20 protein-coding genes and 2 tRNA genes are annotated in these 20,091 nt (G+C 62.8%); 13 read left to right on the top strand and 9 right to left on the bottom strand.

What is annotated here, in order from left to right:
- Positions 1–7 precede the first annotated feature (7 nt).
- From O3306_RS03440 to O3306_RS03460, 5 genes are all read left to right on the top strand, one after another.
- A complete protein-coding gene (locus O3306_RS03440; RefSeq protein WP_272003349.1) occupies positions 8–1,348 on the top strand; it encodes an FMN-binding glutamate synthase family protein in 1,341 nt (446 codons plus the stop codon).
- Between the two features lie 111 nt (positions 1,349–1,459).
- Positions 1,460–2,815 (top strand): type III glutamate--ammonia ligase, encoded by a 1,356-nt coding sequence (gene glnT / locus O3306_RS03445; RefSeq protein WP_272003352.1) that lies wholly within the window; start codon positions 1,460–1,462, stop codon positions 2,813–2,815.
- 218 nt (positions 2,816–3,033) lie between these two features.
- Positions 3,034–3,107, top strand: a tRNA-Gly gene (locus O3306_RS03450).
- A gap of 148 nt (positions 3,108–3,255) precedes the next feature.
- Positions 3,256–4,308 (top strand): AbrB family transcriptional regulator, encoded by a 1,053-nt coding sequence (locus O3306_RS03455; protein WP_272003356.1) that lies wholly within the window; start codon positions 3,256–3,258, stop codon positions 4,306–4,308.
- 59 nt (positions 4,309–4,367) lie between these two features.
- Positions 4,368–5,123 carry an SDR family NAD(P)-dependent oxidoreductase gene (locus O3306_RS03460; RefSeq protein ID WP_272003359.1) on the top strand — a complete coding sequence of 252 codons (756 nt, stop codon included), beginning with the start codon at positions 4,368–4,370 and terminating at the stop codon, positions 5,121–5,123.
- Positions 5,124–5,205: 82 nt separating this feature from the next.
- Here O3306_RS03460 and O3306_RS03465 read toward each other — a convergent pair whose 3' ends face one another.
- From O3306_RS03465 to O3306_RS03475, 3 genes are all read right to left on the bottom strand, one after another.
- Positions 5,206–7,026, bottom strand: coding sequence for an ABC-F family ATP-binding cassette domain-containing protein (locus O3306_RS03465; protein WP_272003360.1), 1,821 nt, complete (start codon positions 7,024–7,026; stop codon positions 5,206–5,208).
- A 50-nt stretch (positions 7,027–7,076) separates the two neighbouring features.
- Entirely contained in the window at positions 7,077–7,817 is a 741-nt protein-coding gene (locus O3306_RS03470; protein ID WP_272003362.1) for a GNAT family N-acetyltransferase, read from the bottom strand.
- Positions 7,818–7,917: 100 nt separating this feature from the next.
- Entirely contained in the window at positions 7,918–8,370 is a 453-nt protein-coding gene (locus O3306_RS03475; protein ID WP_272003365.1) for an outer membrane protein assembly factor BamE, read from the bottom strand.
- A gap of 90 nt (positions 8,371–8,460) precedes the next feature.
- On the opposite strand from O3306_RS03475, the gene O3306_RS03480 reads away from it, so the two are divergent.
- The 8 genes from O3306_RS03480 (at position 8,461) to O3306_RS03515 (ending at position 14,470) form a co-directional block, all read left to right on the top strand.
- Positions 8,461–9,012, top strand: a complete 552-nt coding sequence (locus O3306_RS03480) for a YceD family protein (protein WP_272003367.1) — start codon at positions 8,461–8,463, stop codon at positions 9,010–9,012.
- A 166-nt stretch (positions 9,013–9,178) separates the two neighbouring features.
- Entirely contained in the window at positions 9,179–9,385 is a 207-nt protein-coding gene (gene rpmF, locus O3306_RS03485; protein WP_272003370.1) for a 50S ribosomal protein L32, read from the top strand.
- Positions 9,386–9,420: 35 nt separating this feature from the next.
- Entirely contained in the window at positions 9,421–10,521 is a 1,101-nt protein-coding gene (plsX, locus tag O3306_RS03490; RefSeq protein ID WP_272003373.1) for a phosphate acyltransferase PlsX, read from the top strand.
- Positions 10,518–11,492, top strand: coding sequence for a beta-ketoacyl-ACP synthase III (locus O3306_RS03495; RefSeq protein ID WP_272003376.1), 975 nt, complete (start codon positions 10,518–10,520; stop codon positions 11,490–11,492). Before plsX ends, O3306_RS03495 begins: the two co-directional genes overlap by 4 nt.
- Positions 11,493–11,600: 108 nt before the next feature.
- Positions 11,601–11,903, top strand: a complete 303-nt coding sequence (gene ihfA, locus O3306_RS03500; protein WP_165192499.1) for an integration host factor subunit alpha — start codon at positions 11,601–11,603, stop codon at positions 11,901–11,903.
- A gap of 9 nt (positions 11,904–11,912) precedes the next feature.
- Entirely contained in the window at positions 11,913–13,172 is a 1,260-nt protein-coding gene (locus O3306_RS03505; RefSeq protein ID WP_272003381.1) for a MerR family transcriptional regulator, read from the top strand.
- A gap of 62 nt (positions 13,173–13,234) precedes the next feature.
- Positions 13,235–13,311: transfer RNA gene (locus O3306_RS03510), tRNA-Pro, on the top strand.
- Between the two features lie 58 nt (positions 13,312–13,369).
- Positions 13,370–14,470 (top strand): 2'-deoxycytidine 5'-triphosphate deaminase, encoded by a 1,101-nt coding sequence (locus O3306_RS03515; protein ID WP_272003383.1) that lies wholly within the window; start codon positions 13,370–13,372, stop codon positions 14,468–14,470.
- A 7-nt stretch (positions 14,471–14,477) separates the two neighbouring features.
- On the opposite strand, the gene O3306_RS03520 is transcribed toward O3306_RS03515, so the two are convergent.
- The 6 genes from O3306_RS03520 to argS all read right to left on the bottom strand — a co-directional run bounded on the left by O3306_RS03520 (position 14,478) and on the right by argS (position 19,977).
- Complete coding sequence (locus O3306_RS03520; RefSeq protein ID WP_272003386.1) at positions 14,478–14,696, bottom strand: hypothetical protein; 219 nt, start codon at positions 14,694–14,696, stop codon at positions 14,478–14,480.
- A gap of 68 nt (positions 14,697–14,764) precedes the next feature.
- On the bottom strand, positions 14,765–15,433 hold the full coding sequence (gene scpB / locus O3306_RS03525) for an SMC-Scp complex subunit ScpB (RefSeq protein ID WP_272003389.1): 669 nt from the start codon (positions 15,431–15,433) through the stop codon (positions 14,765–14,767).
- A 4-nt stretch (positions 15,434–15,437) separates the two neighbouring features.
- Positions 15,438–16,226 (bottom strand): segregation and condensation protein A, encoded by a 789-nt coding sequence (locus tag O3306_RS03530; protein ID WP_272003391.1) that lies wholly within the window; start codon positions 16,224–16,226, stop codon positions 15,438–15,440.
- The gene (gene nagZ / locus O3306_RS03535) at positions 16,219–17,247 is read right to left on the bottom strand and encodes a beta-N-acetylhexosaminidase (protein ID WP_272003394.1); all 1,029 of its coding nucleotides are present in this window, start codon (positions 17,245–17,247) and stop codon (positions 16,219–16,221) included. Before nagZ ends, O3306_RS03530 begins: the two co-directional genes overlap by 8 nt.
- Positions 17,223–18,152, bottom strand: coding sequence for an SPOR domain-containing protein (locus tag O3306_RS03540; RefSeq protein ID WP_272003396.1), 930 nt, complete (start codon positions 18,150–18,152; stop codon positions 17,223–17,225). Before O3306_RS03540 ends, nagZ begins: the two co-directional genes overlap by 25 nt.
- Before the next feature lie 79 nt (positions 18,153–18,231).
- Positions 18,232–19,977, bottom strand: coding sequence for an arginine--tRNA ligase (gene argS, locus O3306_RS03545; protein ID WP_272003399.1), 1,746 nt, complete (start codon positions 19,975–19,977; stop codon positions 18,232–18,234).
- Between the last annotated feature and the right edge of the window lie 114 nt (positions 19,978–20,091).

Here is a 20,091-nt window from a genome sequence, read left to right on the forward strand (position 1 = left end):
TATGGCCATGAATGATCAGACGCGCCAAGGCATCCCGCACACCACCCCGCGCCAGTCCGCGACCTTTTCGCAGGACATCAACAGCGACATCCGTCGCGCAGCGGCAACCGGCATCTACGACATCCGTGGCGGCGGCGCCAAACGCCGCGTGCCGAATTTCGACGACCTGCTGTTCATGGGCGCATCTATCTCGCGCTACCCGCTCGAAGGGTATCGCGAGAAATGCGAAACCAAGGTCACGCTTGGCACACGCTTTGCCAAGAATCCCATCGAACTGGACATCCCGATCACCATCGCAGGGATGAGCTTCGGCGCCCTCTCCGGCCCCGCCAAAGAGGCACTGGGGCGCGGCGCGAACGCAGCCGGTACATCGACCACCACCGGTGACGGCGGCATGACCCCCGAAGAGCGCGGCCACTCCTCCAAGCTGGTCTATCAATACCTGCCATCGCGCTACGGCATGAACCCCGATGATCTGCGCAAGGCGGACGCAATCGAGGTTGTCGTCGGCCAGGGCGCCAAGCCCGGCGGCGGCGGCATGTTGCTGGGTCAGAAGATCTCGGACCGGGTCGCAGAAATGCGCAATCTGCCCAAGGGCATCGACCAGCGTTCCGCTTGCCGGCACCCCGACTGGACCGGCCCCGATGATCTGGAAATCAAGATCCTCGAACTGCGCGAAATCACCGACTGGAAAGTGCCGATCTATGTCAAGATCGCCGGCGCCCGTCCCTATTTCGACACCACGCTGGCGGTCAAGGCCGGGGCCGATGTCGTCGTCCTCGACGGCATGCAGGGCGGCACCGCCGCAACGCAGGACGTGTTCATCGAACATGTCGGCCAGCCCACGCTGGCTTGCATCCGGCCCGCCGTGCAGGCGCTGCAGGACATGGGCATGCACCGCGAAGTGCAACTGATCGTTTCCGGTGGCATCCGCTCGGGCGCCGACGTGGCCAAGGCGCTGGCGCTGGGGGCCGATGCGGTCTCGATCGGGACCGCGGCGATGATCGCGCTGGGGGACAACGATCCCAAGTGGGAGGCCGAATACAACAAGCTCGGCACCACCGCAGGCGCCTATGACGACTGGCACGAAGGTCGCGATCCGGCTGGCATTACCACTCAGGATCCCGAATTGATGGCGCGTTTCGACCCCATCGAAGGTGGCCGCCGTCTGAAAAACTACCTCAAGGTGATGACGCTCGAGGCGCAGACCATCGCGCGTGCCTGCGGCAAGAACCATGTCCACAACCTCGAACCCGAGGATATGGTTGCCCTCACCATGGAAGCGGCGGCAATGGCCCAGGTACCGCTGGCCGGAACCAACTGGTACCCCGGAAAAGGCAGCTTCTGACGACAACCCACGCGGTGCCTTTCAAGGCGCCGCGTTTTTCATATAGATGGTGGGGGAACCACGGACACCATCTGCCAAGTACAGTTTAGAGATAGGGAGAGACCTTCGATCATGGCAAAAGATCAGCTCGTTCAAGAATCGGCAATTGACCTTCAGTCCTGGGGGAAAGAGCGAGGTATCAAATACTTCATGCTCAACTTCACGGACCTGCTGGGCACCCAACGCACAAAACTCGTGCCGATCCGGGCGATCGGGCGCATGCAGGAAGGCGGCGCCGGTTTTGCCGGATTCGCCGGCGGCATGGATTACACCCCGGCCCACCCCGACATGCTGGTGATGCCCGATGCCGATGCCGCGGTTCAGATTCCGTGGCAGCCCGAAATCGCATGGGTTCCCGGCAACCCGGTGATGAAGAATGCCTATTCCGCACAGGCCCCGCGCAACGTTCTGCGCAAGCAGATCGCCGAAGCGGCCGAAATGGGTCTGCATTTCAAGATCGGCGTAGAGCCCGAATTTTCGCTGCTCACCCCCGATGGCAAAGGCGTGGCGGACGATCTCGATACCCGGACGAAGCCTTGCTACGACCAGCAGTCGATGATGCGGAACTACCATATCATCCGCGAAATCAGCGACTACATGCACGACCTGGGCTGGGGCTCGTACCAGAACGACCACGAAGACGCCAATGGCCAGTGGGAAATGAACTGGGACTTCGACGATGTCCTGACGATGGCCGACCAGCTCAGCTTTTTCAAATTCATGACGAAATACGTCGCGGAAAAGCACGGCATGCGCGCCAGTTTCATGCCCAAACCCCTGCCAACGCTCACCGGCAACGGTCTGCACGCCCATATCTCGGCTTGGGACAGCACCGGCAAGGACGCCAAGACCAACCTCTTTGCAGGCTCCGATGACACGCCCACGGGCCGCTACGGTCTGTCCGAGGTCGGCAAGCATTTCCTCGGCGGTATCCTCAAGCATGGCAGCGGCATGACCGTGATCTGCTGCCCGTCGGTCAACAGCTACAAGCGTATCGGCGCGCCCAGCACCGCCTCCGGTTCGTCCTGGGCCCCCAGCCGAGTCACCTGGGCCGGCGACAACCGCACCCACCTGGTTCGGGTTCCCGGCGGCGGCCGCATGGAACTGCGCCTGCCCGATGGCGCGGCCAACCCCTACCTGATGCCATCTGTCATCATGGCCGCGGGTCTCGACGGCATCCGCAGCAAGGCCGATCCCGGCGAGGCGCTGGAAATCGATATGTATGTCGAAGGCCATACGGTGAAGGACGCGCCCCGACTGCCCAAGAACATGCTGGACGGCCTGCGCCTCTACGAAGCCGACGAGACTCTGGCGACCTCAATGGGCACCGAGTTTACCGAAGCCTTCCTGAAGGTGAAAAACCGCGAGTGGGACGACTACACCAGCCACTTCAGCGAGTGGGAACGCACCAACACGCTGGATATCTGACGCCCCACCGTCAGCACCCTTTCAAACGGCCCCGCGCAATACGCGCCGGGGCCGTTTCTGCTTTTGCCCGAGTTCAACTTTTGGACCTTTCAAAACAGCGACCGAGAACCACCTATTCTCACATCCCCTCCCTCCCCCCAAGCGATGATCAATCCGGCCTCAATTGGCGATTTCGGGTTGACCTGAAGGCCCCGACGGCCTATCCAAACTGCCGGAGTGCGGGTATGGTGAAAAGGTATCACGGCAGCTTCCCAAGCTTTAGTTACGGGTTCAATTCCCGTTACCCGCTCCAACCGTAAAATCCCCAAATCGCCATACGAAACCCGCCTGCCTTGGCTGGCGCCCCTCCCCTTTGTCCTGCGCAAAGTTGCAATCGGGTTGCAGATGCCGAAAGGCCGCCCCCCATTGCCAAACCAGCGGGCGGATGGTTCAACTCGCACATGCCGCACCTGCTGACCACGTCGTTACTAATCCTCGGTGCCGCGCTGGCCGGTTTCGCATCGCGCCTGATCGCGATGCCCTTGCCGTTCCTGCTCGGCCCGTTGCTGGCCACGGCGCTGGTCGCCACGCTGCTGCCGCACCGCCTGCCGCAAGGCTACCGGTTTCCACCACGGTTGCGCCGCACCTTCATCGCGGTGATCGGGCTGATGATCGGCGCACAGGTCACGCCTGCGCTCTTTGACAATCCCGGCAGGCTCGGGATCAGCTTTCTGGCGCTGATCGGTTTTGTCGCCTCAGCCTTGGCATACAACTACCTGATATTTCGCCGCTTTGGCGGATATGACCGCGCCACCGCCTTCTACGCGGGCACGCCCGGCGGCCTGTATGAGAGCATCGCCTTGGGCGAGGCCGCAGGCGCCGACATGCCGCGCCTCATGCTTCAGCAGTTCCTGCGCGTGATTCTCGTGGTCACGCTCTTGCCGGTCGGCCTGTCGCTCTATCTGGGCGCGCCGGTGGGCAGTTCCGCAGGTGTCAGTCTGGCGCAGGGGCCGGTGCCGTGGCAGGCGCTGCCGTGGCTGGCGGCAGCGGGCGCCTTCGGGCTCTGGCTCGGGGAAAGGCTGCGCCTGCCCGCAGGCCAGATCATCGGGCCGCTGGCCGTCGCCGCCGCCCTGTCGCTCAGCGGTCTGGGCCATCTCGACGTGCCGCAATGGCTGGTCAACCTCGCCCAGATCGTGATCGGCGTGGCGCTCGGGTTGCGCTTTACCGGCCTCAGCCGCGCACTGATCCTGCGCGGAATGATCCTGGCATGCGCCTCGGTGGCGGGAATGCTGGCGCTGGCCGCCGGGATGGCGCTGGCGATGAAACCCATCCTTGGCGAAGGTTTCGATGTGCTGCTCATCAGTTTCGCCCCCGGCGGGGTCACGGAAATGGCACTGGTGGCGCTCAGCCTTCAGGCCAACCCGGCCTTCGTGACATTGCACCACATCCTGCGCATCCTGATCACCGTGATCGGCATGATCGCCACCGCGCCCCTGATCCGCCGCGCCCTTTGACAGCGCGGCGCGCGCGGGCTACCTCAACAGAAGTTCATTCCGTCACAAAGGAGCCCGCCATGCGCATCCAGGATACAGCCGCGATCATCACCGGCGGGGCCTCGGGCCTTGGCGAGGCCACAGCCCGGCATTTCCGCGCTGCCGGCGCCGCCGTGACGATCCTCGACCGTGACATTGCGCGCGGCACCGCCGTGGCGGACGAGATCGGCGCGCATTTCGCTGAAACCGACGTGACGGACGAAGCGTCTGTCGCCGCCGCCATTGCAGCGGCCAAGGCCGCGATGGGGCGGATCACCGCTGCCGTCAACTGCGCCGGCATCGCCCCCGCCGAAAAGACGCTGGGCCGCGATGGCCCGCATTCGCTCGACGGGTTCCGGCGGGTCATCGACATCAATCTGGTGGGCAGCTTCAACGTCGCGCGCCTTGCCGCCGCCGAGATCGCGCAAAACCCGCCCGAGCCCGACGGCGCGCGCGGCGTGATCATCAACACCGCCTCTGTCGCGGCCTTTGACGGACAAAAGGGTCAGGCGGCCTATGCCGCGTCCAAGGCTGGCATCAGTGGCCTCAGCCTGCCGATGGCCCGTGATCTGGCCCGCGAGGGCATCCGCGTCATGGCCATTGCACCGGGGATTTTCCTCACCCCGATGCTGCAGGGTCTGCCGCAGGATGTGCAGGACAGTCTGGCGCAGGCCGTGACCTGCCCCAAGCGGCTCGGCGATCCGGCCGAATACGCGCGGCTCGCGGCCTTCATCGTCGAATGCGGCTATCTCAACGGAGAAGTGATCCGACTCGATGGTGCGCTGCGCATGCAGTGACCCGGCGGTGGCAGCACCGGAGTGCCGCGCCCATAGGCCAATCGCGCACCGACACGATACCGACGTGATACCGACGCGAAACTTATCCTTCGCTTTCGGCCTTTTCCGCCAGTTCCAGCCACTCTTCCTCGGCGGCAGCCAGCGCTTGCTGGCGGGCCACCAGAGCCTCTGTCGCCTTGCGGAATTTCACCGGCTCGCGGGTAAACAGCTTCGCATCCGCCAGCAACCCTTCCAGCTTGCCGATCTCTGCTTCCAGCCGGGCCATCTCTTCGGGCAGCGTCTTGAGCCGGTGGCTTTCGGTAAAGCTGAGCTTCGGCGCGGCGCGCGGTTTCTCCGGCGCAGGCTTCTGCCTTGATTTCGCAGGGGTTTTCCCCACCTCATCGCCCTTGTCGGCGGCGCGTTGCGCCCGATAATCGCTCCACCCACCGGCATAGACAATCGCCTGCCCGTCGCCTTCCATGGCGATCGTGGTGGTTGCCACCCGGTCCAGAAAATCCCGGTCGTGACTGACCAGCAGCAGCGTGCCGTCATAATCGTCCAGCAATTCCTGCAAAAGGTCGAGCGTCTCGATATCCAGATCGTTGGTCGGCTCGTCCAGCACCAGCAGGTTGCTTTCCTTTGCCATCAGTTTGGCCAGCAGAAGCCTCGCCTTTTCACCGCCCGACAAGGCCCGCACAGGCGCCCGCGCCTGCTGTTCGTCGAACAGGAATTCCTTAAGGTATCCAATCACATGCCGCGGGCTACCGCGCACCAAAATCTGATCTGCCTTGCCCGAAACGCGCATGTCCGGGTCGCCTGTCAGACTGTCCCACAGTGTCATGTCCGGATCGAGCGCGGCACGGCTCTGGTCGAAGACCGCCGGGACCAGATTGGTGCCCAGCCGGACTTCTCCGCTATCTGGCGTCTCTTCCCCCAGCAGCATCTTCAGCAACGTCGTCTTGCCAACGCCGTTGGGCCCGACAAAGGCCACCCGATCGCCGCGCTGCACGCGCAGGTCGAACTTTGTTAGGATTTGCGTGTCACCATAGGCTTTGGAAATTCCGCGCGCCTCGATCACCAGCTTGCCGGATTTAGGACCGCCCTCCAGCGCCATCGCGGCGGCCCCCTGCCTGCGGATCTGCCCGGCACGCTCGGCCCGCAGCTCCTGTAGCGCGCGCACGCGGCCCTGGTTGCGTTTGCGCCGCGCACTGATGCCTTCGACCGCCCAGCGACCTTCTGACTTGATCTTGCGATCCAGCTTGTGGCGGCTCTGATCCTCTTCGTCCCACAGCTTGTCGCGCCAGGCTTCGAACTGGCTGAATCCCTGCTCGTTGCGCCGCACCATTCCCCTGTCAATCCAGAGTGTTGCGCGCGTAAGTTCACGCAGAAACGCTCGGTCGTGGCTGATCAGAACATAGCCTGCGCGCGTCTCTTTCAACGTGGTTTCCAGCCAGGCGATCGCCTCGATATCCAGATGGTTGGTCGGCTCGTCCAAGAGCATCAGGTCGGGCGCTTCGGCCATCAGCTTGGCCAATGCCGCGCGGCGCCGCTCGCCGCCAGAGGCGGTCTCGACCGCACGCGCCGGATCGAATTTCAGCCCCTCACCCGCCATATCGACGCGGTACATCTCTTCGGGCTGCAGCGTGCTGGCGGCATAATCCCCCAAGGTGGCAAAGCCCAGCATCTCGGGCTCCTGCTCCATGTAACCCACGCTGATACCGGGCGGCACGACACGGGTGCCGCTATCGGCCTCCACCAGCCCAGCCATCACCTTCATCAAGGTCGATTTGCCCGAGCCGTTGCGCCCCACCAGCGCCACGCGGTCGCCCGGTTGCACCACCAGCGACAGGTCGGCAAAGAGCGGCCCACCGCCAAAAGTCAGGGCGATATCATTCAATTGCAAAAGGGGTATCTTGGCTGCCATAAGCGCGGGCTATCCTGCGCCCGCCCGCCCGTCAAGGTGCGCCCTTATGCCTATTGCGCCACCGCGCGCAACAGGCGCTTGCGCGTGGCCGGAATGGCGCGGATCTCGACCCCGGTAAAGACATGCAGCGTGCCCATCTCGGGATCCACCACCGCATGATCGCTCACCCACCCGCCCATCATCAGATAGGTTCGCAACAGCGGCGGCATCCGCAGCATCGCCAGCCTTGCATCGGGCTTGCGCAGGCGCAGGGTCTGAGCAAAGCGGAACACCATTGGCGCCTTGACCCTTGGCAACCAGCGGCGCGGCGCGAGATGTCGCTCTTTCAACATCGCAAAGGCATCCAGATAGCTGTCTGCGTCGGTGCCGTGAAAAGACGAACAGCCGAACAGCATCTCGACCCCGTGATCGTCCACGTACCGCGTCATCGCTCCCCAGGCTGCGCGCAGGATGTCGGGATCGCGCCAATCGGGATGAACGCAGAATCGGCCGATCTCGACCATCGGCCCCTCGAACCGCGCCAGCGCAGACAACTCGTAGAACTGTGCCGAATAGCTCTGGCCGATATCCGCCCCGCCTTTCAGCGGCAGCATCCGAAAACAGCAGACAAGCTGCCCGCTGCGGCACTCTTCAATCAGGATATGGGTGCAGATCTCATCGAAGGCATCGCGGTCCAGACCGTCCGCACCACCGGTGCCAAAGGTCAGCGCGCGCAGCCTCTGGGCCGCTTTCAAATCGTCATGCGACGCGCTGATGCGCGCACGGTAGCGCCGATCGGTCAATGTCGGCATGGGCGTTCCCTATCCAAGCCTGGGCAAAGAATACCCAAGCACGATCATACGCACAATCCGTGACAAAGCCGTGTCGCTGCCGTGGCGCCTTGCGAAAAACCTAGAAGAACTGGCTCGGGTCGATATTGCCGAAATTGTCGAGGATCTGGCGCAGCACACCCTTGCCGGTGACCGACGAATCGGTCACGCGCCGGGTGAGCGGCACGATATTGCCGTCGCGCAGCGAGAACGTCTCGATATTCGCGATCGTATCGTTCTCGTCAAAACTGATCGCCAGCACCTGCCGCTCGACCACCTCGGGGCGCAGCATGCCGAAATGTTTCATCCGGCTGCGCACGTAGTAATAATCACCCTCGCCCAGAACCCCCGCCGCAGAGGGCGCGCCGATCACGTCATCCACCGTGGAGCGCGAATCGACCCCGACGACCAGCTGATTGAGGTCTTCTTCGGGCGGCACATAACCATGGTTGCGGTAGATCGAGGTACAGGCCACAACAGAGGCCAACCCCAGAAGGGCAACGATGGTGCGCAGCGTTAATTTGAGCCCGGTCATGATTGCCCTCTTGATTTCAGCCCGGTCAGGCTTTTATCCGGCTTACAACAAGGTGACCGCGAGGTTCAAGAAAGGATAGAGGTGCAGTAGATGGCACAACGCCCCGAAACCCCAGATATCCTGCGCATCGCGGACCTGTCACAAGGCGCGACCGCATCCTTTGACCTCGCGCCAGATGCCGCGACACGCAGCGCGCTGGCCGAAACGCTGGACGTTCAGGCGATTCGCAAGCTCAGCTTTGCAGGCAAGCTCTCGCCCGAAGGCAAGCGCGACTGGCGGCTTGATGCCAGTCTGGGCGCAACCGTCGTGCAGTCCTGCGTTGTCACGCTTGAGCCGATCACGACGCGTATCGACCGCAAGGTGGTGCGGCGCTTTATTGCCGACATGCCGGACAGCGGAGATGCCGAAGAGGTCGAAATAACCGAGGACGAATCGATCGAGCCACTGACCGGAACCGTTGATCTGAACCAGGTCATGACCGAGGCACTGGCACTGGCCCTGCCCGATTACCCGCGTGCCGACGGTGCCGAGATGGGCGAAGCCATATTCGCCGCGCCAGACACCACGCCACTGCGGGACGCGGACCTGAAACCCTTCGCCGGTTTGGCGGCTCTGAAATCGAAACTGGAAAAAGACGACTGACCGATTGGGCAAAAGATGCTAAATATCGCTTGCCCTTGTACGATTTAGTTGTATTTTCGCCCTTCCATCGGAATTTGGGGTTGAACCGCTGGCTCTGGACAGACTAAGAGCCGCGTGACCACGAGAAACCGGGACGTAAGTGCCCAAAGGATAGTAGGATCGCACAATGGCTGTCCAGCAGAACAAAGTATCGAAATCGCGCCGCAACAATCGCCGCGCACACGACTCGCTCAGCGCAGCGAACCCGAACGAATGCCCGAACTGCGGCGAACTGAAGCGCCCACACCATGTGTGCCCGGCTTGCGGCCACTATGCCGAGCGCGAAATCGTGGCAATGGCGGATGAGGTCGATCTGGACGAAGACGCAGCCTGACCCCGCCGGGGACCTGCAGAGAACGGACCGCCTTGATGACCGCGCATCCCGATCAAAACAAGACGGGGGCCGGACGCACCATCATATCGGTTGATGCGATGGGTGGCGACATGGGCCCGGCCACAGTTGTGGCCGGCATCGCCAAATCCGCGCGCAAGAACCCCAATATCGGTTTCATCCTGCATGGCCGCAAGGATGAGCTCGAACGCCTTGTCGCCAAGCGCAGACATCTGGCCGACTGCGTCGAGATACGCAACGCGCCTGACGTGGTGTCGATGCACGACAAGCCGAGTCAGGTGATGCGCAACGGCAAAACCACCTCGATGTGGTCCGCACTCGAATCGGTGCGCGCCGGCGAGGCAACGGTTTGCGTGTCTTGCGGCAATACCGGCGCATTGATGATGATGTCGGTCCTGCGCCTGCGCCGCCTGCCCGGCATCTATCGCCCGGCCATCGCCGTGATGTGGCCCTCGCGCAACCCCCAGGGGTTTAACGTGCTGCTTGATGGTGGCGCGGATATCCGCGCTGATGCCAAGGATCTCATGCAATACGCGTTGATGGGCACCTCCTACGCCCGCAACGGCTTTGGCGTGGCACGGCCGCGTATCGGCCTGCTGAATGTCGGCACCGAAGAGCACAAGGGCCGTTCCGAGCTGAAAGAGGCGCATGACCTGATTTCGGCCAATGCCCCCTATGCAGATTTCGATTTCGTCGGCTTCGTCGAGGGGCGCGACCTGCCCGGCGACACTTGCGATGTGATCATCACCGACGGCTTTACCGGCAATGTCGCCCTGAAAACCGGCGAAGGCACCGCCACCCTGATCGCCGAATTGCTGCGCGAGGCGTTCCAGTATTCGATGCTCTCAAGGCTGGCATCGCTGCTGGCCTATACGTCGCTTCAGCGCCTGAAAAAGCGGATTGACCCGCGGCGCGTCAATGGCGGCGTGTTCCTCGGGCTCAACGGAACAGTCGTGAAATCTCACGGTGCGGCGGACGCCACCGGCGTTTCGGCGGCGTTGAAGCTGGCCTTTCAGCTGGCCGAAACCGGATTTTCCGAAAAACTTGCCGCGCGGGTTGCATCCGCCTCCCTGCCCACGCAGGATACCGACAGCGAAGAGGACGGTGGGAAATCATGACAAGACGCGCCGTGGCACGGGGCATAGGGCATTATCTGCCCGAACGGATTGTGCCGAACTCCGAATTCGAATCCTTTCTGGACACGTCCGATGAATGGATCAGAACCCGGTCAGGGATAGAGCGGCGCCATTTTGCAGCCGAAGGCCAAAGCACCTCGGACCTCGCCACCGAGGCCGCGCGTGCAGCGCTCGAACATGCCGAGCTGGATGTGGGTGATATCGACGGAATCATCGTCGCCACCTCGACCCCGGACCTGACCTTTCCTTCCGTCGGCACGATGGTCCAGAGTAAGCTCGGAATGACGCACGGCTTTGCCTTTGACGTGCAGGCGGTCTGTGCCGGGTTCATCTACGCCCTTGGGACCGCCAATGCGCTGATCGTTGCCGGTCAGGCCGAGCGGTTGCTGGTGATCGGGGCCGAAACCTTCAGCCGCATCATGGATTGGCAGGACCGCAGCACCTGTGTGCTCTTTGGCGATGGCGCGGGCGCGCTGGTGCTGGAGGCCGCAACCGGCGACGGTACCAATGCCGACCGCGGCATTCTGGCAACCGACCTGCATTCTGACGGGCGCTACCGCGAGATGCTTTATGTGGACGGCGGCGTCAGCACGACCGGCACATCGGGCAAGCTGCGGATGCAAGGCAATCTTCTGTTTCGCCAGGCGGTCGAAAAGCTGACCCAGACCGCCGACGCGGCCCTCGCCAAGATCGGCCTGACGGGAGCTGACGTGGACTGGATCGTGCCACATCAGGCCAATAGCCGCATCATCGCGGGCACCGCAAAGAAGATGAATGTGCCGATGGATCGTGTCATCCTGACGGTGCAGGATCACGGCAATACCTCTGCGGCCTCGATCCCTCTGGCGCTGTCCGTGGGGGTCGGTGATGGCCGCATCAAACGCGGTGATCTGATCCTGAGCGAAGCCATCGGCGGAGGGCTGGCCTGGGGCGCAGTCGCCCTACGGTGGTAGTGCTGCAATCGCGGCATACGGCAAGCATAAGCTGCCGCCTGCAAGCTGTTATATTGACTTTCAAAATTCTTCGCCCCTATTGTGATGAAAACAAATCTGGGGGACCGTATGAGTGACAAAACACTGACGCGCATGGACCTGAGCGAAGCCATCTTTCGCGAAGTGGGTCTGTCGCGCAATGACTCTGCCCAACTTGTCGAGAGCGTGCTTGACCATATGTCCGACGCGCTCGTGCGCGGCGAACAGGTCAAGATCTCCTCATTCGGGACGTTCTCGGTGCGCGAAAAATCGGCGCGTGTCGGACGCAATCCCAAGACGGGCGAAGAAGTCCCGATCAATCCGCGCCGCGTTCTGACTTTCCGGCCTTCACACCTGATGAAAGATCGTGTTGCCGCCGGAAACAAGGCTTAAGGCAGGAACATGGCGAAATCCGCCGATGCCTTTCGTACCATCAGTGAAGTTGCCGACTGGCTGGGCATTCCTGCTCATGTCTTGCGGTTCTGGGAAAGCAAGTTCACCCAGGTAAAGCCAGTCAAGCGCGCCGGTGGGCGACGCTATTACCGCCCGGCCGACATGCAACTTCTGGGTGGTATCCGCAAACTGCTGCACGAAGATGGCATGACCATCAAAGGCGTGCAGAAGGTTCTTAGGGAACAGGGGGTTAAGGAAGTTTCCGCCCTGTCGCCACCGCTTGATTCAGACGCCAGCGACACGCTTGAGGTCAGCGGAATCGCGCTTGACGTTACTGCCCCCGAAGAAGAGCCCAAAGGCAAGGTGCTCAACTTTGAGAGGGGCAAGCCGCAGAAAGCTGCGGCTGCTGACACCCCTGCCGAGAACACCCAGGATGCGGGTAGCGAGGATAAAGCGGAAGAGCCCGCACCAGACGAAATCGCCTCGTCACCGCGCGAGGACGACCAGCCGCAAGAGGCGAGTGATGCGGACAGCGATGAAGCCGATGAAACGGATTCGGTAGAACCGCAATCGGCGGCGCCCGAGGACGATCACGATCACCATGACGAAGCGGACGATCCCACGCCCCAGATCGAAGAACCCGCCCCGCAACAGCCCAGCCCGACGCGCGGCACCAGCGACATGCCGAGCTTTCTCAAGCAGAGCCTCGAAGAACGCGGCGCGCGCGCGGACAAACCTGCAACCGAAGACACGTCAGGCACCGAGGCGGTCCTTGCAGACGCGCCTGACGCAGACGAGGATTCAACCCCGCCACCTCCCCTGCAGAAGGCAGACGAATCAATTTCCGAGCCCAAATCAGAGCCGGAACCCGAGGCGTCGATAGAGGAAGCGCAACCAGAGCCAGAACAGACATCGGACCTCGCCCGCGAGCCGGTACCGGAGACCACCCAGTCCGAATCAGCGTCCGAGCCCGCTGACAGCCCGGCAGAGGACACCGCAGACCAAGAACCGGAACCCGAGGCAGAGCCCGAGACCGCCGCGCCTGCAGAAGCAGCGCCCGAAGCTGCTGAAGTGCCCGAGTCGCCGCGTGCCACACCTATTGTCACCCCGCCGGACCCGGCAGATGATGAGCTTCCCGGGCCGCCCTCCGCGCTCAGCGCGCTTGCTGCACTGCGTGGTGCCACCCCTGCCCCGACCGCCGAACTGAGCGCTCTGGCCGACAGGCTGCGCAAGGTGCAAGAGGCGCGGTCGTCCAGCGCGAACTCATAAGCACGAAAGTTGGGAATTACCTCTTGTCCCCACGCTGAAAACCGGTATGTATCGCGCGAAGTCGGGCTATGGCGCAGTCTGGTAGCGCGTCCGTCTGGGGGACGGAAGGTCGCAGGTTCGAGTCCTGCTAGCCCGACCAAGATCAAGACGCCCAGCGGGTTTGACCTGCGGGCGTTTTGTCGTTTCAGGGGAGTCCGATGACCGAACTTGCCAAGACTGATTTTCCCGCTGGCGTGCTCTGCGACAGCCAAATGCAGGTGCTCATGGATACGGGCGCCATCACAGCCACCTCCCCCATCACGGACGGCCAGATTCAGCCCGCCTCGCTGGACCTGCGGCTGGGCACGACGGCCTACCGGGTGCGCGCGTCCTTCCTGACCGGCAAATCCGCCACCGTGACCGAGCGGCTGGCCGATTTCGGCATGCACGAGATGGACCTGACCGGCGGCGCGGTGCTGGAAAAGGGCTGCGTTTACGTGGTGCCGCTGATGGAGAGCCTGGCTCTGCCCAAGGGTATCTCGGGCGCGGCCTCGGCCAAATCCTCAATCGGGCGGCTCGATTTGTTGACCCGGGTGATCACCGATCACGGGGTCGAATTCGACCGCGTGCCGGACGGTTACCAAGGCCAGCTCTATGTCGAGATTTGCCCGCGCTCATTCTCCGTCGTGGTGCGCACCGGGCAGATGCTGAACCAGATCATCTTTCGTGTGGGCAGGACCATCCTGACCGATGACGAACTGCGCGCATTGCACCACACCGTGCCGATCGTCTCGGGCGATCCGGTGATCTCGGATGGGCTGGGCTTTTCGGTCGACCTGAAACCCGGCGCCGGCGATCTGGTCGGTTATCGCGCCAAGCCCCATACGGGCGTGATCGACCTCGACAAACTCGGTCACTACGATCCGGACGATTTCTGGGAGAAACTCCACACGTCCGAGGGGCGGATCATCCTTGATCCCGGCGCGTTCTACATCCTAGTGAGTCGCGAGGCCATCACCATCCCGCCCAATTGCGCCGCCGAAATGGCACCATATCTCGCAATGGTCGGTGAATTCCGGGTGCATTATGCAGGGTTCTTTGATCCCGGCTTTGGCCATTCCAGCGACGGGATAGGATCGCGCGGGGTTCTGGAGGTGCGCTGCCACGAGGCCCCGTTCGTACTGGAGCACGGCCAGATCGTGGGGCGTCTCGTGTACGAGAAGATGTCACAAATGCCCGCACGCCTCTATGGTGCGGCGCTGGCCTCGAACTACCAGGGCCAGGGGCTCAAACTGTCAAAGCATTTCAAAACCGGCTGACGCGCCGCTACATCCGGCCCATCTTGCGCGTCATGCGCATGGTCTGTTTCATGCGCTTTTGCGCCTCACCGGTTGCCGGACCAGGGGATTGCGCGCTCGGTTCTGCGCCGTCCTTGCCCTTGTTCATCCGCTTGCCCACGGCGTCCATCCCGGCATTCACGCCGGATCGCATTAGGCGGCGCATGACCATGCGCATGACCATGGAAATTATCTGATTGGCGTTCATTGCGCCCTCCTCGGTTTTCCTCAGGATAGCTGTAGCACACAATCAAGGTATTTTAAGGGCACCTGCGGTCATTCCTCGAATAGCTCAGGCTGATCTTCGTCCGGCTCCATACCCGCATCGCCCTCGTCATCATCCGTATCGCGCCCCGGCATCGACGGCGGCGGCAACCGGTTGTCCAGCAATCCAGCCGCGCGCAATTCCTTCAGGCCCGGCAGATCGCGGGCGCTCTCGAGGCCAAAATGGCTCAGGAATGTCTGTGTGACGACGAAAGTCACCGGGCGCCCCGGCGTCATCTTGCGGCGGCCAAAGCGTATCCATTCCATGTCCAGCAACTGATCAACAGTGCCGCGGCTGACCGACACGCCGCGGATTTCCTCGATCTCGGCGCGGGTGACAGGCTGGTGATAGGCGATGATCGCCAGTGTCTCGATCGCGGCGCGGCTGAGTTTGCGTGTCTCAACCGTCTCGCGCTGCATCAGGAAGCCCAGATCGGGCGCCGTGCGCATCACCCAGGCATCGCCCACGCGCATCAGCGTGACACCGCGCCCCTCGTATCGCTTGCGCAAATGAACCAGCGCTTCGGCGGCATCGCTGCCGTGGGGCAACCGCGCGTTCAGATCGCGGATCGTCACGGGCTCTGCACTGGCAAACAGGATCGCCTCGATCATGCGTTCCTGTTCACCGATAGGCGGGGCTTCGAACAGGCTTTGTGGTGTGTCGTCAGCGTCTTCGCTCATGTCTTTAATCCTTGCGGCGCACTTGGATCGGCGCGAACACTTCGGCCTGCCGCAGTTCTATCCGGCCTTCCTTGGCCAGTTCCAGGGAGGCGGCAAATGTCGATGCGGTGGCTGACCGCAGACGCACCGGATCGGTGCCAAAGTTATCCGGCAGATAGGTCGAAATATCGGTCCAGGTACCGGCAAATCCAATCAGCCCGCGCATCCGTTCCAGCGCCTGTTCCAGTGAATAAATCGAATCCCGGTCCATCGCATAGGGGCGAAACTCGTCCTTGGTGCGCAGGCGCGCATAGGCTTGCATCAGGTCCAGCAGCGACGCGGTGTATGTGATGCGGCGGGTCTTCTCGATCCCTTCCGGGATGCCTCGGGCAAAGAAATCGCGCCCCAGCCGGTCGCGTGCCATCAGCCGCGCGGCGGCGTCACGCATCGCCTGCAATCGCTCCAGCTGAAACGCCAGGTGCGCCGCCAGTTCCTCGCCCGACGGGCCTTCTTCGGAGGGGTCGGGTGGCAACAGCAACCGCGATTTGAGAAAGGCCAGCCAGGCCGCCATCACCAGGTAGTCGGCGGCAAGCTCGATCCGCAACTGCCGCGCCTTTTCGACGAAGGCCAGATATTGCCGTGCCAGATGCAGGATACTGATCTTTCGCAGATCAACCTTCTGGGTCCGGCTGAGCGTCAGCAACAGGTCGAGCGGCCCCTCATACCCGTCCACATCAATGATCAGCGCCTCGGCGGCCACCCGATCTGCGATGCGTTCCGGCTTGTTTGGGTCGTCGAAATCGTCCTCAGACATGCGCCTGCCCTGCAATCATGGAGGCGAGTGTTGCCTCCAGAGCAGGAATGTCAACCTCATCGGGCGCTTTGCGCGCCGCCAGCGCAGCCTCTGCACGGCGTTGGCCGCTCTCTGTCAGGCGACCGGCGGCATCGGCCACAGTGCGGCGATCATGCAGCGATGCATTGCAGCACAGCACCACGTCACAGCCTGCATCCAGCGATGCGCGTGTGATCTCGGGCAAGGTGCCGGACAATGCTTTCATGGTGATATCGTCGGTCATGATCAGCCCGTCATAACCGATTTGATCGCGGATGAGGCGCATTATCACCGGCGACGTCGTCGCGGGCTGCGGGTCGATGGCGTCATATACAAGATGCGCCGTCATACCCATCGGCAAGTCACGCAATGCCTTGAATGGCGCGAAATCCGAAGCGTCCAGCTCCGCACGGGACGCCGAGACGACGGGTAATGCCAGATGGCTGTCGGCCTGCGCACGACCATGGCCGGGAATGTGTTTCAGCACCGGCAGCACGCCGCCATCCAGCAACCCGTCGGCCACGGCACGCCCCAGGAGGGACACGATGCCTGCGTCGGTCCCATAGCAGCGGTCGCGCAAGAACGCATGTGTCTCGGGCCCCGCCACATCGACCAGCGGCGCGCAGTTGCTGTCGATCCCCAGCGCATACAGCTCTGACGCGATGATCCGGTACTGCAGATAGAGCGCCTCTGCCGCGTCTGCCCCTGTACGCTCGATCAGCGTTTGCGGCGGCATCCATTCGCGCCATGTGGGCGCGCGCAGGCGCTGCACCCGGCCGCCTTCCTGATCGATAGTGATCGGCGCATTGCGCCCCACCGCGCTGCGCATTTCATCGCAGAGCGCGCGGACCTGGTCAGGCGTGTCGATATTGCGGGCAAAAAGGATGAAGCCGAACGGGTCAGCCTCCGCAAGGAACGTCTTCTCGTCAGAACTCAGCCGGTGGCCGGTTGCGTCCAGAATGGTCGCCCCCCACGCGCTCACCGTGTGACCACCGGAATGCATTCGGCCTTTTCGGCGACCAGCGCCGAGCAGAACCGGCGCGCATCGGCCAGATCCTCGAAGCCCATCGCGCGCAGACGGTAGAAGGTGCGCCCGCCGCTGGTGGCGCGCTGGATCACGCGATCCTTGCCGGTCAGGAAATCCTCGAACTTGCCAGCCAGCCGCGCCCATTCCTCGCGGGCGATTTCCTCGGTCTTGAACGCGCCCAACTGAGCCAGCCGCGTCCCCGGCGCAATGCTCTCGGGGTCGACATCGCGCGGGTCGGCCAGATTGGTTGTGGCCGCTACCGTTTCAACCCGTGCCAAGGTCACGGGACGCGCCTTGGGTCGCAGAGAAATGCCAAGTCCACCCTTTGCGACCCGCATGACGGCCTCAGCCGGCGCTGCCTCTTCCTCGGCCGGAGCCACGTCGCCCAGCGGTGCCACGCCGTCAGCCAGCGCATCGGCCAGCGCCAGCATGGTTGCATCGTCCATCGGTACCTCGGGCGCTTCTGGCGCCACGTCGGCGGCTTGTGCAACGCTCGGTTCCGTACTTTCGGCGGTTTGGCTCGATGCCCATGTTCCGGGCGCATCTTCATCGCTAAGGTCAAGAGGTGCGGGCGCGAGGATCAATCGGTCAGGTGTTTCGGCAGCGGACCCGATGGCCGCCACGTCATTCACCGAAAGACCCTGATTGAGCGCCTGTTCACCGCCGGGGTTCTCCGGCTGCACGCGCATCGGCCCTTCGGCGGCACGAATGACCGGCACGCCACTGACGTCACGCACCAGCAGCTTATACCCCCAGAACCCCATGCCGACGATCAATCCGATCGAAACGATGGATCCGATCACATGGGTAAACTTGGTGATTGCGCTGCCACTCTCAGACGCGCCCCAATCCTGGTAACGGTCCGATTGAATCTCTGCCATGTCACGCCTCTTTGCCGTCGGCGATACATTGTCGCCGGGGTGTATGATTACTGCCTCACGTCCCCGGCGATCGTGCGGTTTACCGCATCTCTTCAGCCGGAGTGACGCCGAGAATACCAAGACCTGCAGAAATAACAAGATTCACGGACCGCGCGAGGGCGATTTTCGCCTGCGTTGTGGCCGGATCACCCTCTTGCAGGAACCGCAACTCGGGCATGTCATGCCCGCGATTCCACAGGCTGTGCAGATCGCTTGCCAGATCATAGAGGTAGAATGCCACGCGATGCGGCTCGTTTGTGCGCCCCGCCACCTCGACCAGACGGGGCCATTCGGCGATCTTGCGGGCCAGCGTCAGCTCTGCCTCATGCGAGATAAGGCTGAGGTCAGCGGTTTTGAGCGTGGCATCCGACACGTCGATCCCCGCGGCCGCGGCCTTGCGCATCACGCTGCAAACACGCGCATGGGCGTATTGCACGTAAAAGACCGGGTTATCCTTGGATTGCTCCAGCACCTTGTCGAAGTCGAAATCAAGCGGCGCGTCGTTCTTGCGCGTCAGCATGACGAACCGCGTCACGTCCGCCCCCACCAGATCGACCACATCGCGCAGGGTGACGAAAGTGCCGGCACGTTTCGACATCTTGAACGGCTCGCCGTTCTTGTAGAGCTTGACCAGTTGCGTCAGCTTGACATCCAGACTGACCTGCCCGTCCGACAGCGCCGAGACGGCGGCCTTCATCCGCTTGACATACCCGCCGTGATCCGCGCCGAACACATCAATAAGTTCGTCGAAGCCCCTGGTAATCTTGTCATAATGGTACGCAATGTCGGGCGCGAAATAGGTCCAGCCGCCATCAGATTTCTTGACCGGACGATCCACGTCATCGCCGTGGTCGGTCGATTTGAACAGCGTCTGCTCGCGCGGCTCCCAATCTTCTGGCAGCTTGCCCTTGGGCGGTTCTAGCACGCCCTCGTAGATCAGCCCCTTGGCGTCCAGCGCCTCCAGCGCCGCCTCGATCCGGCCCGTACCATAGAGCGACTTCTCGCTGTAGAACACGTCCATCTCGACGCCCAGTGCCTTCAGATCGGCCCGGATCAGCTCCATCATCGCTTCGGTTGCAAATTCGCGCACATCGACCAGCCAGACGGACTCGGGCTGCCCGACATAGGCGTCGCCCACCTTGGATTTCAGCGCCTCGCCCACCGCGATCAGGTAATCGCCGGGATAGGTGCCATCCTCGAACGCAACCGCCTGCCCGTGTGCTTCGAGATAGCGCAGATAGACCGAGCGGGCCAACACATCGACCTGCGCGCCACCGTCGTTGATGTAGTATTCGCGCGTCACATCGTGGCCGGTGAAATCAAGCAAGCTGGCCAGCGCGTCACCAAAGACCGCTCCCCGGGTGTGCCCCACATGCAGCGGGCCCGTGGGGTTGGCGCTGACATATTCGACATTGACGCGCCGCCCCTGCCCCAGATCGGAGCGGCCAAAATCGGCGCCCGCCTTCAGTACCGCGCGCAGAACGCCGTGCCACTGGTCATCCGCCAGCCGCAGGTTCAGAAATCCGGGCCCGGCGACCTCGGCAGAGGAGATGCGCGGGTCGGCAGCCAATTGTGCCGCCAGCGCCTCGGCGATGTCGCGTGGCTTCTTGCCTGCGGGCTTGGCCAGCACCATTGCGGCATTGGTGGCCATGTCGCCATGTGCGGGATCGCGCGGCGGCTCCACCGTCACGTTGCTCAGGTCAAGGCCTGCGGGCAGCACGCCGTCGGATTCTAGCACACCTAGAGCCTGGATCACGGCACTGCGGATTTCGGTAAAGAGGTTCATCGGATCATCCTTTGGGTCGCCGGGTGATCTGTTGCGTTTCGCACAAAACCTGAACCACAGCTTTTCGCGAAACACCCACAACACCCATATGTTGCGCCGACAATTCGGCATTTT

The organism is Roseovarius sp. ZX-A-9, from assembly GCF_028369135.1.
Classification (GTDB): Bacteria; Pseudomonadota; Alphaproteobacteria; order Rhodobacterales; family Rhodobacteraceae; genus Roseovarius.